Annotated in this window: 12 protein-coding genes and 1 tRNA gene; 1 reads left to right on the top strand and 12 read right to left on the bottom strand. The window is 66.7% G+C overall.

What is annotated here, in order from left to right:
* Positions 1–74: 74 nt before the first annotated feature.
* The 4 genes from map to AB3X99_RS01715 all read right to left on the bottom strand — a co-directional run bounded on the left by map (position 75) and on the right by AB3X99_RS01715 (position 4,141).
* Positions 75–860, bottom strand: a complete 786-nt coding sequence (gene map / locus AB3X99_RS01730) for a type I methionyl aminopeptidase (protein ID WP_368615982.1) — start codon at positions 858–860, stop codon at positions 75–77.
* 324 nt (positions 861–1,184) lie between these two features.
* Positions 1,185–1,275, bottom strand: a tRNA-Ser gene (locus AB3X99_RS01725).
* Between the two features lie 145 nt (positions 1,276–1,420).
* The gene (serS, locus tag AB3X99_RS01720) at positions 1,421–2,713 is read right to left on the bottom strand and encodes a serine--tRNA ligase (RefSeq protein WP_368615981.1); all 1,293 of its coding nucleotides are present in this window, start codon (positions 2,711–2,713) and stop codon (positions 1,421–1,423) included.
* Positions 2,714–2,809: 96 nt separating this feature from the next.
* On the bottom strand, positions 2,810–4,141 hold the full coding sequence (locus tag AB3X99_RS01715) for a replication-associated recombination protein A (RefSeq protein ID WP_342948541.1): 1,332 nt from the start codon (positions 4,139–4,141) through the stop codon (positions 2,810–2,812).
* Positions 4,142–4,367: 226 nt separating this feature from the next.
* Here AB3X99_RS01715 and cytX point away from each other — a divergent pair, with 226 nt between their 5' ends.
* Positions 4,368–5,684 carry a putative hydroxymethylpyrimidine transporter CytX gene (cytX, locus tag AB3X99_RS01710; RefSeq protein ID WP_069262700.1) on the top strand — a complete coding sequence of 439 codons (1,317 nt, stop codon included), beginning with the start codon at positions 4,368–4,370 and terminating at the stop codon, positions 5,682–5,684.
* Positions 5,685–5,763: 79 nt separating this feature from the next.
* Here the strand turns inward: cytX and bioB are convergent, their stop codons facing one another.
* From bioB to AB3X99_RS01670, 8 genes are all read right to left on the bottom strand, one after another.
* Positions 5,764–6,858: a biotin synthase BioB gene (gene bioB / locus AB3X99_RS01705; protein WP_368615980.1), complete on the bottom strand. Its 1,095-nt coding sequence runs from the start codon at positions 6,856–6,858 to the stop codon at positions 5,764–5,766.
* Positions 6,859–6,907: 49 nt separating this feature from the next.
* Positions 6,908–7,618: a dethiobiotin synthase gene (gene bioD / locus AB3X99_RS01700; protein WP_368603996.1), complete on the bottom strand. Its 711-nt coding sequence runs from the start codon at positions 7,616–7,618 to the stop codon at positions 6,908–6,910.
* Entirely contained in the window at positions 7,615–8,811 is a 1,197-nt protein-coding gene (gene bioF / locus AB3X99_RS01695; RefSeq protein WP_368615979.1) for an 8-amino-7-oxononanoate synthase, read from the bottom strand. The genes bioD and bioF overlap by 4 nt, the downstream gene beginning before the upstream one ends.
* A 1-nt stretch (position 8,812) precedes the next feature.
* Positions 8,813–10,183, bottom strand: a complete 1,371-nt coding sequence (gene bioA, locus AB3X99_RS01690; protein ID WP_368615978.1) for an adenosylmethionine--8-amino-7-oxononanoate transaminase — start codon at positions 10,181–10,183, stop codon at positions 8,813–8,815.
* Between the two features lie 415 nt (positions 10,184–10,598).
* Complete coding sequence (locus tag AB3X99_RS01685; RefSeq protein WP_368603998.1) at positions 10,599–11,993, bottom strand: dienelactone hydrolase family protein; 1,395 nt, start codon at positions 11,991–11,993, stop codon at positions 10,599–10,601.
* A gap of 562 nt (positions 11,994–12,555) precedes the next feature.
* Positions 12,556–13,020, bottom strand: a complete 465-nt coding sequence (locus AB3X99_RS01680) for a YchJ family protein (protein ID WP_368615977.1) — start codon at positions 13,018–13,020, stop codon at positions 12,556–12,558.
* Positions 13,021–13,073: 53 nt separating this feature from the next.
* On the bottom strand, positions 13,074–13,751 hold the full coding sequence (locus tag AB3X99_RS01675; RefSeq protein ID WP_368615976.1) for an SDR family oxidoreductase: 678 nt from the start codon (positions 13,749–13,751) through the stop codon (positions 13,074–13,076).
* Positions 13,752–13,835: 84 nt separating this feature from the next.
* On the bottom strand, positions 13,836–15,032 hold the full coding sequence (locus AB3X99_RS01670) for an acetyl-CoA C-acetyltransferase (protein ID WP_368615975.1): 1,197 nt from the start codon (positions 15,030–15,032) through the stop codon (positions 13,836–13,838).
* Positions 15,033–15,052: the final 20 nt, after the last annotated feature.

Here is a 15,052-nt window from a genome sequence, read left to right as displayed (position 1 = left end):
ATTTGACAATTGCCGGCACGCGACGCCCCGCGCGCGAGCCTTGACAGACGGCCCCAGAGGCCGCACAGCCACGCTCATGGGGCCTCGTAGGCGCCTGTGCCGTCCGGCCAGGGCGTGAGGAGTTCGTAGCCGTCGTCGGTAACCGCGACCATGTGTTCCCACTGCGCCGAAAGCGAGCGGTCCTTCGTGACGACCGTCCAGCCGTCGCGCTGCACCGATGTGCCGGCGCGGCCCGCGTTGACCATCGGCTCGATCGTGAAGACCATGCCCGGCTTCAGGCGCACGCCCTGCCCCGGCTGGCCGTAGTGCAACACCTGCGGTTCCTCGTGGTAGACCTTGCCGATGCCGTGGCCGCAGTACTCGCGCACGATCGAGAAGCCGTCCGCCTGGGCGCGCTTCTGGATGGCGTTGCCGACGTCGCCGAGCGTCGCCCCCGGCTTCACCTGGCGGATGCCCGCGAGCATCGCCTCGTAGGTCGTGTCGATCAGCTGGCGGCCCACCGAACTCGGCGTGCCGACGCAGTACATGCGGCTCGTGTCCCCGAAATAGCCGTCCTTGATCACGGCCACGTCGATGTTGATGATGTCGCCGTCCTTGAGCACCTCGCCGCGATTCGGAATGCCGTGGCAGACCACGGAATTGACGGACGTGCAGATCGTCTTCGGAAAGCCGAGGTAGCCGACATTGGCCGGCACGGCCTTGAGCGTGTTGACGATGTAGTCGCTGCAGATCGCGTCGAGGTCGTCGGTGGAGACGCCCGGCTTCACGTGCTCGCCGATCATCGCGAGCACGTCGGCGGCGAGCCGGCCCGAAATGCGCAGGCGGGCGAGATCATCGGCAGACTTGTAGGTGATAGGCATCGATGGACCGGAGTGGGCGCGGCGGTGGCAGAGAAGCCTGCGCCGCAATTCAAAGGAGCGATTGTACCGGCGCTGCGGCGTCGCCAGCGCAGCAACCCGCAGCAATCTGTGTCATCCCGATGACGCCGGACGCAGAATTTTCAGAGATCTCCGATCGTTCGAGCAAAAGCCGCCGTCAAGAATGAGAAATATCTTACATCGCGCGCTGGCAGTCCGATCATGACCCCAAGTGCAAGTGAATGCGCGCGCCGGCCTGCATGCCGGATCTCGAGCAGAAAAGCAAAAACCCCTGCAGCGGTTAAGCATGCAGGGGTTTTCTGAATCTGGCGGAGAGGGTGGGATTCGAACCCACGGTACGGGGAAACCGTACGCCTGATTTCGAGTCAGGTACATTCGACCACTCTGCCACCTCTCCGGTGTACGGCTCTTTACTGCTTCCCCGGTGTTGGTCGGCAACCGGAGAAGCGAAGATTATAGAACATTTTTTGACTTCTGCAAGCCCTCATCGGAAAAAAGTTTCGAGGGCAAGGAATCACATGTCCTGCGCGCGAGACAGCGCCTCAGGCGCCGGCTTCGAGACGCGCCACGCCACCCATATACGGCCGCAGCACCTCCGGCACGGCGACCGAGCCATCGGCTTCCTGATAGTTCTCCAGCACGGCAACCAGCGTGCGGCCGACGGCGAGGCCCGAGCCGTTGAGCGTGTGCACGAGTTCCGGCTTGCCCTGCGCGTTGCGATAGCGCGCCTGCATGCGGCGCGCCTGGAACGCTTCCGTGTTCGAGCAGCTCGAAATTTCGCGATACGTGTTCTGCGCAGGCAGCCACACTTCGAGGTCATACGTCTTGGTGGCCGAGAAACCCATGTCGCCCGTGCACAGCGTGATGACGCGATACGGCAGGCCGAGCTTCTGCAGGATGGTTTCCGCGTGGACGACCATCTGCTCGAGCGCGTCGTACGACGTTTCGGGCGCAACGATCTGCACCATCTCGACCTTGTCGAACTGGTGCTGACGGATCATGCCGCGCGTGTCGCGGCCATACGAACCCGCTTCCGAGCGGAAGCACGGCGAATGCGCCGTGAGCTTGATCGGCAGCGCGCTGCCTTCCACGATGCTCTCGCGCACGGTGTTCGTGAGCGAGATTTCCGAGGTCGAAATGAGGTACTGCGTGACCGTGTTTTCGCCGCCGCCCTTTTCCACGCGGAACATGTCGTCGGCGAACTTGGGCAGCTGGCCCGTGCCGTACAGAATTTCCGGGTTGACGATGTAGGGCGTGTACGTTTCCGTGTAGCCGTGGTGGAGCGTGTGGGTGTCGATCATGAACTGCGCGAGCGCGCGGTGCAGGCGCGCGATCTGGCCGCGCAGCATCGTGAAGCGCGCGCCCGAGAGCTTCGCGCCCGTTTCGAAGTCCAGACCCAGCGGCGTACCGACGTCCACGTGATCCTTCACCTCGAAGTCGAACGCGCGCGGCGTGCCCCAGCGGCGCACTTCCACGTTGTCGGCCTCGTCCTTGCCCGCGGGCACGCTTTCGTGCGGCAGGTTCGGCACGCCGAGCAGCAGGTCCGAGAGCTTCGACTGGATCTCGTCGAGCTTGGCCGCCGACGTCTTCATCTCGTCGCCGATGCCGCCCACTTCGGCCATGACCGCCGAGGTGTCCTCGCCACGGCCTTTCATCGCGCCGATCTGCTTCGACAGGCTGTTGCGGCGCGCCTGGAGCTCTTCGGTGCGGGTCTGGATGGCGCGGCGTTCCGCTTCGAGCGCGGAGAAGGCCGCGACGTCGAGGGTGTAGCCGCGGTCGGCGAGGCGCTTCGCGACGCCTTCGAGGTCTTTGCGCAGCAGCTGGATGTCGAGCATGGGATTGTGAGACGCAGTTTCGTTGTGTGAAGGGACGATTTTAGCGCACCGGCCGGGCAGCCCGGCGCGGCGGGCATCGCCGTTGTTTGGGGCGATTCAGCCCTTGCGCTTCCTCTCGCGGATGTCCGCGCGGTGCTCCTCGCGCCAGTGCGCGTCGAGGTCGGCCAGGCGCGCGAGCTTTTCGCCGATCTTGCCCTCGAGCCCGCGCGGCGTGGGCTGATACCAGCGCGGCTCGCGCATGCCGTCGGGCAGATAGGTCTCGCCGGCTGCGTAGGCGTCGGGTTCGTCGTGCGCGTAGCGATATTCGTGACCGTAGCCCAGCTCCTTCATCAGCTTGGTCGGCGCATTGCGCAGATGGATGGGCACCGCGCGCGACTGGTCCTTGCTCACGAAGCGCCGCGCCTCGTTATAGGCGTTGTAGCCCGCGTTCGACTTCGGCGCGACGGCCAGATAGATCACGGCCTGCGCGAGCGCGAGTTCGCCTTCGGGCGAACCGAGGCGCTCGTAGGTTTCAGCGGCATCGAGCGTGATGCGCCCGGCGCGCGGGTCGGCCAGGCCGATGTCCTCCCACGCCATGCGCACGATGCGCCGCGCGAGATAGCGCGGGTCCGCGCCGCCGTCGAGCATGCGGCAGAACCAGTAGAGCGCGCCGTCCGGATTGCTGCCGCGCACCGACTTGTGCAGCGCGCTGATCTGGTCGTAGAAGGCGTCGCCGCCCTTGTCGAAGCGGCGCAGGTTCTCCGCCAGCGCGCTGCCGAGCAATTCGCCGTCGATCTCGGTTTTCTTTTGCTGGGCGGCCGCGCGCGCGACGATTTCGAGGTTGTTCAGGAGCTTGCGCCCGTCGCCGTCGGCGGAACCGATCAACGCCTTCTTCGCTTCATCCGTGAAAGTCAGGCCGCCCAGTTCCTCGCTCGCGCGCGCGAGCAGTTCGCCCTGCTCTTCCTCGTCGAGGCTCTTGAGCACGTACACGGCGGCGCGGGACAGCAGTGCGCTGTTCACCTCGAACGACGGGTTTTCCGTCGTCGCGCCGACGAACACGAAGAGGCCCGACTCCACGTGCGGCAGGAAGGCGTCTTGCTGGCTCTTGTTGAAACGATGGACCTCGTCGACGAACACGAGCGTCTGGTGGCCATGCGCACGATGCAGCTGCGCCTGCTCCACGGCCTCACGGATGTCCTTCACGCCCGAAAGCACCGCCGAGAGCGCAATGAATTCGGCGTGGAAGGCATCGGCCATGAGGCGCGCGAGCGTGGTCTTGCCCACGCCCGGCGGCCCCCAGAGAATCATCGAATGCGCTTCGCCGGACTCGAACGCGACGCGCAGCGGCTTGTTGGGCCCGAGCAGATGCTTCTGGCCGATGACCTCGTCGATGGAGCGCGGGCGCAGCCGTTCGGCGAGCGGGACGTTGGCACGGGTTTCTTCAAACATGACGTTTTCGCGATAATGACGGCTTTCCGGCTGGCCGCACATGTGCGGCAAATTCGGTGGCAGATTCGGGGACACAGCGCCCCGCTCCACAAAACGGCGCGCCGCACCGGATGCAGTCGTGCATTATGACAGCGTGCGCCGCGGCGCGAAGCGCGGGCCGAGCTGCTGAAGCCGACGCACCCGGACAAAACAGACAAAACAGACGATACAGAGGAAAGCGTTCCACATGACTCAAGATTCGCACGCCGGCGAGACCGGCTCCACCTACGCGCCGAATGTGCCCGTGCCCGACGCGCGCCGTCAGTTCCGCACCGGCGACGCCTTCGCGCTATGGTTTTCGCTCGGCATCGGCCTGCTCGTCGCGCAGGCAGGCGCACTGCTCGTGCCGGGCCTCTCGCTGCCCCACGCGCTCATGGCCATCGTCATCGGCAGCGTGATCGGCGTCGTGCTGCTCGCGCTCGCGGGCGTGATCGGCACGGACACGGGCCTCGCCGCCATGTCGTCGCTGCGCCCGACGCTTGGCGTTCGTGGCGTGTCGGTGCCGGCCGTCATCAACATGGTGCAGCTCGTGGGCTGGGGCTCGTTCGAGATCATCGTGATGCGCGATTCCGCCGATGCGCTCGCCAAACAAGCCTTCGGCCTGTCGATGCCGCTCGTCTGGACCGTGATCTTCGGCGTGCTCGCCACGCTGCTCGCCGTGAGCGGGCCGCTCTCCTTCGTGCGGCGCTTCCTGCGCACGTGGGGCATCTGGCTGCTGCTCGCGGGCGCCGCCTGGCTCACGTGGAGCCTGCTCGTGAAGCAGGACCTGGGCGCGCTGATGCGCCGCCCCGGCACGGGCGAAATGCCGTTTGGCAGCGCCATCGACCTCGTGGTGGCGATGCCGCTCTCGTGGCTGCCGCTCATCGCCGACTACACGCGGTTCGGCCGCAAGGCGGGCGAAACCTTCCGCGGCACGCTGTTCGGCTATGGCATCGCGAACCTGTGGTTCTATGCGCTCGGCGCGATCTACGGCCTCGCCGCGGGCGGCGGCGACGCCCTCCTCACCACGGCGCTCGCGCAGGCCGGCGGCGGCTTCGCGCTGCTGCTCGTGCTGATCGACGAAATCGACAATGCCTTCGCCGATATCCACTCGGCCGCGGTCTCGACCGGCACGTTCTGGACGCGCGCCAGTGTGCCCTGGCTCTCGGCGGCGTTCGGCGCGCTGTGCACGCTGATCGGCCTCGTCGTGCCGATGGCGAAGTACGAGAACTTCCTGCTCTTTATCGGTTCGGTGTTCGCGCCGCTCTTCGGGGTAGTGCTCGCCGATCACTTCATCGTGCGCCGCCGCCGCATCGACACCCAGGCCCTCGCCGATCTGAACGGCGCCTATGGCTATTCGGGCGGCTGGCACGTGAGCGCGTTCGTCGCGTGGGTGGTCGGTTTCGGCGCGTATCAGGCGCTCAACCAGTGGCTGCCGAACCTCGGCGCGACGCTGCCTTCGCTCGTGATCGGCGCGCTGTGCTATCTCGTGCTCGCGGGGCGCCGGCGCGCGGCTTACGCGTAACGCGCCGTACTTTCGCTGGACAATAAAAAACGCCAGGCTTCGCAGCCTGGCGTTTTTGCTTTTGGCGACATGCGCAGCATCACTCGCAATGGCCGCAGCCGCCGTGCGCATGGCCGTGGTGGCCGTGATGGTCGTGATGAGCGTGGTCTTCGGCGGGCAGATGCTGCGCGGCCTGCGCCGTGATGCCCAGACGCTGCAGCAGCTTGCGGTCGGCTTGCGCCTGCGGGTTGCTCGTGGTGAGCAGCTGGTCGCCGTAGAAAATCGAGTTCGCGCCTGCCATGAAGCACAGTGCCTGGAGCGCGTCGTCCATCTGCTCGCGGCCCGCCGAGAGGCGCACCATCGCCTTGGGCATCGTGATGCGCGCCACCGCGATCGTGCGCACGAATTCGAACGGGTCGATCGGTTCCGTGCCTTCGAGCGGCGTGCCCGCGACCTGCACGAGATTGTTGATGGGCACCGACTCCGGATACGGCTCCATGTTCGCGAGCTGGGCGATCAGGCCCGCGCGTTCGCGGCGCGACTCGCCCATGCCGACGATGCCGCCGCAGCACACGTTGATGCCCGCGTCACGCACGCGTTCGAGCGTCTCGAGGCGGTCCTCGTAGGTGCGCGTCGAAATGATCTTGCCGTAGAACTCCGGCGACGTATCGAGGTTATGGTTGTAGTAGTCGAGGCCCGCATCGGCCAACGCCTTCGCCTGGTGATCTTCGAGCATGCCGAGCGTCACGCAGGTTTCGAGACCCATCGCCTTCACGCCGCGGATCATGTCCTTGATCGGTTCGAGGTGGCGATCCTTCGGATTGCGCCACGCCGCGCCCATGCAAAAGCGCGTCGCGCCGTTTGCCTTGGCCGCGCGCGCCGCGTCCAGCACGGCGTCGACTTCCATCAGCTTGCCGGCTTCCAGTTCCGTGTCGTGATGCGCCGATTGCGGGCAATACGCGCAGTCTTCCTCGCAGCCGCCGGTCTTGATCGAGAGGAGCGTGGAGAGCTGCACGGAGTTCGCATCGAAATGCTCGCGATGCACCTGCTGCGCGCGGAACATCAGGTCGTTGAACGGCAACTCGTAGAGTGCGGCGACGTCGGCGACTTTCCAGCGTGCGGCGGCTTCGGCGGCGGCCTGGGCGCTCGGCGCGGTGGCCTTGAGCGTTGTGATGTCGATGTGGGTTTGCGTCATGGTGTCGGGTCCTTCTTTACGTGACTGTGCTTGACTGTGCTTGAGTGCATTACGCGTTGGCGCGCAGGCGTGCGAGCAACGCATCGATGTTCAGATGTCCGGCTGCGTCGTCGGCGCTCGCACCGCGCATGTGCGGCACGACGCCGACGAGCGGCGCACCGTACTGAGCGGCGAGGCGCTCGCGCAGCGTGCCGATGTTTTCCTCGGGGAACGTCATGGCCGGGTCGATACGGTTCGCGACCCAGCCCGCGAGCGTCAATCCGCGCGCGGCAATCGCTTCGGCAGTGAGCAGCGCGTGGCTGATGCAGCCGAGGCGCATGCCCACCACGAGCACGACGGGCAGACCGAGCGCGACGGCGAGATCGGCGGTGTCTTCGGTCGGCGTAAGAGGCACGCGAAAACCGCCCACGCCTTCCACGACGACGGCATCCGCGCGCTCGCAGGCCGCCTCGTAGCAATCGACGATGCGCGCCATATCGAGCGTCACGCCTTCGAGCGCGGCGGCGATGTGCGGCGCGGCGGGCTCCTTGAGCAGGAACGGCGTGCGGATCTCGGGCGGCAGCAGCACGCTCGCGGCGGCGTCGAGCTGATCGGCGTCCTCGTTGTGCCACACGCCGTCGCGCTCGTAAGCGCCCGCGGCGATCGGCTTGAGCGCCGTGGCGCGCAGCCCCGCGCGGGCGAAGCCGCGCAGCAGCGCCGCGCTCACGAAGGTCTTGCCGATCTCGGTATCGGTGCCGGTGACGAAAAGCGAAACCGTCATTGCACAAGCTCCCGTGCTTCGAGGCTCGCGCGTTGCAGCGATGCGTTCAGCCGGTCGAGGTCGGCATCCGAATGCGCAGCGGAGAGCGAAATGCGCAGACGCGAGGTGCCCTCGGGCACGGTCGGTGGACGAATGGCGGGCACCCACAGGCCGTCGCGCTCGAGCGTGGCCTGCAGCGCGAGCGTCGCCTCGTTCGCGCCGATGACGAGCGGCTGCACGGCGGTATGCGAATCGACGGGTTGCCAGCAGGTATCGCTGAGCAGCGCACGCGTGCGCGCGATCAGATGCTTGAGATGCGCGCGGCGCGCATTGCCCTCCTCGCCTTCGATCAAACGCAGGCTCGCGGACACCGCATGCGCAACCGCCGGCGACGAAGCCGTGGTGAAGATGTACGGACGCGCACGCTGCACAAGCCACTCGATCACGGTGCCATGCGCGCAAATAAACGCGCCCGACACGCCCGCCGCCTTCCCGAGTGTGCCGACCATCACGAGATGCTCCGAGCGCAGCGCGGCTTGCGCGAGCGAGCCGCGGCCCTGCGGGCCCAGTACGCCGAAACCATGTGCGTCGTCGACCACGAGCCACGCGCCATGCTGTTGCGCGAGTTCGACGAGACGCGCGAGCGGCGCGACATCGCCGTCCATGCTGAACACCGTGTCGCTCACGATCAGCTTCGCGCTCGCGTCGGAGGCTTCGAGCATCGCGGCGAGCGCCGCCATGTCGGCATGCGGATAGATCTGGATGTCGGCGCGCGAGAGCCGCGCGCCGTCGATCAGCGAGGCGTGGTTGAGCGCATCGGAAAAGATCGTCGTGCCGCGCCCGGCGAGCGCCGTGAGCACGGCCAGGTTGGCCATGTAGCCGGTGCTGAAGTACAGCGCGCGCGGCGCAGCGACGAAGGTGCCCGCGAATGCCGCGAGATCGTCTTCGAGCTGGGCGTGAGCGCGCGAGTGGCCACCGAGCAGATGCGAGCCGCCGCTGCCCGCGCCGTAACGCTGCGCGCCTTCAGCGATGGCCGCGACCAGTTGCGGGTGCGCGGCGAGGCCGAGATAGTCGTTGCTGGCAAAACCGATAGTCGCGCGGCCGTCCACCTGCATATGGGCGCTGCAAGGCGTGTCGGCGGTGCGGCGGCGGCGGCGCAGGCCGTGCGCGTCGATATCGCGCAAGCCCTGTTCGAGGATATCGAGCAATGCCATGTCAGAGGTCCTCCGCGACGGTGGCGTCGAAAGTCTCGCGCGTGCGTGCAGCGAGGAACGCCTGCATTTCGTTGTCCAGAATATACGGCGGCATGACGTAGACCGTCGTGCCGATCGGGCGCAGCAGCAGTTCGCGCTGCAGTGCGTTTTCGAAGAAGCGGCGCGAAAACGTCGCCGCGCGCTGCGCGTCTTCGAGCGCCACGTCGAACGCGAGAATCGTGCCGCACTGGCGCAGGTTGCGCACGAGCGGATGCGCGGCGAGAGGATCGAACAATTCGCGCAGATGCGCCGATTTGCGGGCGTTCGCAACCAGCACGTCATCGCGCTCGAACAAATCGAGCGTGGCGAGCGCGGCGCGGCACGCGAGCGGATTGCCCGTGTACGAATGCGAATGGAGGAAGCCGCGCGTCGTGTCGTCGTCGTAGAACGACTCGTAGATCGCGTCGCGCGACAGCACGATCGAAAGCGGCAGATAGCCGCCGCTGATGCCCTTCGAGAGCGTGAGCAGATCGGGCCAGATGTCGGCCTGCTCGCACGCGAAGAAGGTGCCGGTGCGCCCACAGCCGACGGCGATTTCATCGGCGATCAGGTGAACGCGATGGCGGTCGCACAGCGCGCGCAGGCCCTTGAGATACGCGGGATCGTGCATCGCCATGCCGGCGGCGCACTGCACGAGCGGCTCGACGATCAACGCAGCGATGCGCCCCTCGCGCTCGATGAAAAGACGCTCGACATCGGCCAGCGCGCGCACGGCGACATCCGCCGCCGTTTGGCCGGGTTGCGCCGCGCGGGCGTCGGGCGAAGCGACCACATGCGCGTGATGCAGCAACGGATCGTACGCATCCCTGAAGAGCTTCACATCGGTCACGCCGAGCGCGCCGATGGTCTCGCCGTGATAGCTGTTGGCAAGGCAGACGAATTCACGCTTGCCGCTCTCGCCGCGGTTGCGCCACGAATGAAAGCTCATCTTGAGCGCGATTTCGACGGCCGACGCGCCGTCGGAAGCGAAGAACGCGTGGCCGAGCACGCCGCCCGTGCGCGCCGACAGCCGCTCGGCGAGCTCCACGGCGGGCTCGTGCGTGCAGCCCGCGAGCATGACGTGCTCGAGCGTGTCGAGTTGCGCCTTGAGCGCGGCATTGATCGAGGCGTTGGCGTGGCCGAAGAGGTTCACCCACCACGAACTGATCGCGTCCAGGTAACGGCGGCCCTCGCGGTCATGCAGCCACGGGCCTTCGCCCCGTGCGACGGCCACGAGCGGCAGGCGCTCGTGATGTTTCATCTGGGTGCAAGGGTGCCACACGGCGCGCAGGCTGCGAGCGACCCAATCGGTCGCGGCGCGATCTTCGCGGGCAATGTGAGATTGCGAATTCAAATACGACTCCCGATACGACAGCGGGACCGAGATTAACGTGTTAGCTGCCGCAATGCACTACCCCGGAAATCGCCCTCCAACGCACGGCGGTGCGGCGTTTCGCGCCGTTCGGGACAACTCCGGACCGATGGAAAAGAAAGACCAGAAATGCGCGGAGATGACGACGGCAAAGTGAACCCGCCTTACGCAAAAAAATCTGCGCGGCGGTGCGAAATTGCAGAACGCAGGACGGCACGGCGGATATTTTTGGCGACGCGTCCGCCGGCGCAGGCGCGCGAAAGTCAGCCGATAGTGGGCGGCACAACGGGTTGCGTGCGAGGCAATGGGCCGCGCAAAAGCAAAGCGGCCCGCTCTGGGGCCGCAAGCTTCAAACGCGATGGAGAGTGTGAGCCCGGCGCTCGCCGGGCAGCGGTCCTTACCGGCTCGCCAGCGGGTGGTCGCTGTCGTTGGCGGTGTTGTCCGCCGTGGCGCGCGTGGTGTCGCTCTCGTCGGTCTGGGCGGTCTGCGTGCCGCCGTTGTTCCAGACCACCGTGTTGTTGACGGCATAGAGGCGGCAAGGATCGGCGCTGTGCTTTTCACAGTTCGAGATCGCCACGGCCATCGGATTGTCGCCGCCTTCGGCCCACGACCACGCGCCGGAGTCGGACACCGCGAAGGCGCGGCTCGGATACTGCTTGAGGAAGTTGCGATAACCGTCGCGGCCCGCCTGATCGACGAACGGCACCGCGCCGACCGAGTCGATCTGCGCGAAGCCGGTGCCGCGCGGCGCGACCGGCGTGGCCACGCGATACTGCACCGCCGTCGGCAGGCCGCGGTTGGCGAGGAACGCCTCGACCGTGGGCCACCAGATCTTCACGCCGTCGCGATCGCCCACGAGGCGATGCGCGTCGTTCTTGTAGGCGCCGAAGTCCACGAGCTTGGCCGTCGCGGCCGGGTGATCCTCACCCGTCTGCGCGTCGCGGTAAGCGGCGAACATCTTCGCGACGAGATCGGGCGACCAGACCGAGTCGTTGTCGCCGTAGAGCCAGAGCGAGGCCACGCGGGCCTTGCCGCCGTAGTCGCCGAATGCCTGCGTCAGGTTGTTCTGCCAACCCGTGCAGGCGTCCTGGCGCAGGCCGCCCGAGAAGTTGATGAGTGCGCGCACGCCGTTGGCCGCCTCGGTGCCATAGGCCATGGTGGCAAGGCCGCCGTGCGAGGTGCCCGCGACGATGATCTGGCTCGCGTCGACATAAGGCTGCTTCGACATGTACGCGATGGTCGAGGCAACATCGGCCGCCTGGCCGAGGCCGTTGTTCGCGACATCGCAGCCGTCCTGCTGATACGAGCCACCTGACTCCGCGAAGCCCTGGCGGTTCGGCGCGACGACGACGTAGCCGCGGCGCACGAATTCGCGCGCGAACGAGAGCGGGTCGCTGCGTGACTGGAGGTGCGGGTCGCCGGGAATCTTGCCGTGGTTGAAGATCACCATCGGGAACGGGCCGGGGCCGTTCGGGCGGTAAATCGTGGTTTCGAGCGTGACGTCACCCGATGCATCGACGGGAACGCGGATCACCTGCTCGTTCATGCTGGCGGGCACGACGGGCAGATACGCGTCGTCGAGCGCGATGCGCGGCACGTTGGCGCTGCCGAGGGGACCGCCTGCGAGGCTGGATTGGGGGCCGTTGGCGGAATGCGTGGCCGGGGTGTTGGCGGCGAGTTGCGCGTTCGCGCTCGCACTTGCCGGATCGGAAAGCGACGCTGCGTGAGCCACCGAAAGCACACACGCGGTGCCGGCTACGACCCATCCGGTAAGGAGCTTCCTGAACGCCATGCGCTACACCACCTGCAAAAGACCTGCTGCTGTGAATCCGACAACCGTCCGACCATTACCCACGCTTCAGCCCTTTCAGGGCACAACGAGACACCGTTGCGCCTGGCCGCGACGCCAGGAGCGGGCGTGTACCCGTAACGTGGAATTGCATCGATCGGAACACCTGCGCGGCGCAGTTCTATCGTCGATCAGACCCGCCGCCAGCACCCGTTGCAGTCGATACACGCATCACGTGAAAAAACTTCTTCACTATGCACTTACGTATCGTGCGGGGCACCGTGATTAGATACTCGCACGACAAATATTTGTTGTGCAATTCAGGGCTAACCCGGCATAAGGCATGCCACCCTCGCGCGGCCCTACGAGGCAAGGCGGACAAGCACTTTCGGCCCGCGCCGGACGCGCGCGTTTTAAAAAAGGTCCGGGTGGTGAGCGTCGCGCGCGGACAACAGCCGCGGGATTCTGCAGCAAGCGCCTGTTTGCAAAGGCATCAATTTCGGCGTCGTTAGCGAACCGGCGAGGGAATTCGCTGCGGAAAATATTGCCGGCAGTCAGTTATTCGTTAGCCCGACGAAACGTCGCCGTCAACATAACGCCAGCGGCCGTCGTCGCCGCGCGTAAAGCGGCTCGTCTCGTGCAGCCGGAACGCGCGGCCGCCCGTTTTGTAGCGCGCGACGAATTCGACGATCGCGTGCGCGTCGTCGCGTTGTTCGTGGCGCTTCACCGCGAGACCCAGCCAGCGCGGGGCGCCTTCGGCTGCGGGATCGACGTCGAGATCGGCGGGACAGGTTTCTGACGCCCACGTCGAGCGCAGATACGCCTCTTCACCCAGCACGTAGGCCGTGTAGCGCGAGCGCATCAGTTCGAGCGCCGTGGCGGGGATCGCCGCTGCGTCGATGAAGCGGCCACAGCACTGCGCGTAACGCGGCGGCTTGCTGACCGCCTTCTGGTTGGGCGCAGCGCCGCCGCAAGGACAATCGGTGGGCCGGGTGGCGGGCGAGACAACGCGCGCGGTTTCAGCGTTCATGGGTCGAGGCTCCGTTGCGAGAGGCCGCAAGCGTAGCGCAGACGGGCGGCGCTTTACCAGTCGAGTTCGGTGCCGTCGTACTGGAAGAAGCGGCCATTGAAGACGTCGCGCGCGGCGGCCGCCTCGGCCACCACCTCGCGCATGCCGGCGACGCTCACCGCCGGGTCGATCGCCGCGTGCGCGCCGCCCATGTCGGTGCGCACCCAGCCCGGATGCAGCGCGACGCAGGTGGCGCGGCGAGTTTGCAGCGAGGTGATCTTCAGCACGTCGTTGAGCGCGGCCTTGCTCGCGCGATAGAGCCAGCCCGTCGTGCCCGTGGTCTCCGCAATGCTGCCCATGCGGCTCGACAGCACGCCGAGCACGCCGTGGGCGTCGTCGACGAGCGGCAACAGAACGGGGATCAGTTGCATCGGACCGCGCACGTTGGTGTTCATCACGTATTCGAAGTCTTCGGCCGTGATGGTCTCCACGCCCTCGGTGCGCGGGCCGTAGACGCCGCAGACGACGAGCGCCACGTCGAGCCGTTCGCCGTCGAGCTTCCAGCCGAGCGCAGCAATTTCCTCGGGCCGCGCGATGTCGAGCTGGAAGGTCTGCGCGCCGATTGCGCGCAGGGCTTCGAGCGCTTCGGGCCCACGCGCCGTGGCCAGCACGCGCCAGCCGGCTTTCGCATACTGCCGCGCGAACTCGAAACCCAGGCCCCGCGACGCGCCCGCGATCAACGCTGTTTTCATCTCGTCACCTTGCTTGTCCGTGCATGGAAACCGCTGCAGCGCGCCGCCCGCCTTGCAATGCGGCGCGCTTCGTCTGGCGCCAGCCTACAGCAGTTCGACGCCCATCGCCGTGGCCTCTCCGCCGCCGATGCACAACGTCGCCACGCCGCGTTTGCCGCCGCGTGCGCGCAATGCGCCGATCAGCGTCACGAGAATGCGTGCGCCCGAAGCGCCGATCGGGTGACCGAGCGCACACGCTCCGCCGTTCACGTTGACCTTCTCGTGCGGCAGATCGTGCTCCTTCATCGCGGCCATCGTGACCACGGCAAAGGCCTCGTTGATCTCGTAAAGATCGACGTCGCCGGCCGTCCAGCCGGTCTTCTCGAACAGCTTCCTGATCGCACCCACCGGCGCCGTCGTGAACTTCGCGGGCTGCTGCGCAAAGGTCGAATGGCCCGTCACGCGTGCGAGCGGCTTGAGGCCGAGTTGCTTCGCCGTCGATTCGCGCATCATCACGAGCGCCGCCGCGCCGTCCGAAATCGACGACGAATTCGCCGCCGTCACCGTGCCGGTTTTGCTGAACGCGGGCTTGAGCGTCGGGATCTTGTCGAGATTGGCCTTGAACGGCTGCTCGTCGCGTTCGATGGTCGTTTCGCCTGCGCGCGAGGCCACCTTCACCGGCGCGATCTCCCATGCGAACGAGCCGTCCTCGTTGGCGCGTTTCGCGCGCTTGAGCGACTCGATCGCGAACGCGTCCTGGCGCTCGCGCGAGAAGTCGTACTCGCCCGCGCATTCTTCCGCGAACGTGCCCATGAGGCGGCCCTTGTCATAGGCGTCTTCGAGGCCGTCGAGGAACATGTGGTCGAGCACCTGGCCGTGGCCCATGCGCATGCCGGAGCGCGCCTTCGGCAGCAGATAAGGCGCGTTCGACATGCTCTCCATGCCGCCCGCGACGATCACATCGGCCGAGCCCGCCAGCAGCATGTCGTGCGCGAACATCGCCGCGCGCATGCCCGAGCCGCACATCTTGTTGACGGTCGTGGCGCCCGCTGCGAGCGGCAGCCCCGCGCCGAGCGCCGCCTGGCGCGCGGGCGCCTGGCCCTGCCCCGCGGGCAGCACGCAGCCCATCACGACCTCGTCGACCTGTTCGGGCTTCAACCCGGCGCGCTCGACGGCCGCCGCGATCGCGGCCGCGCCAAGCTGCGGCGCGGTGAGCGTCGCGAAATCACCCTGAAAGCCCGCCATCGGCGTGCGCGCCGCCGAAACGATCACGATGGCGTCCTGCTTTTGCGTCTCACTCATGTTTGTGCTCCTTGATGAAT

It is taken from the genome of Paraburkholderia sp. BR10882 (assembly GCF_040948855.1).
GTDB lineage: Bacteria > Pseudomonadota > Gammaproteobacteria > Burkholderiales > Burkholderiaceae > Paraburkholderia > Paraburkholderia nodosa_A.
This window is presented reverse-complemented; position numbering and strand designations above follow the sequence as displayed.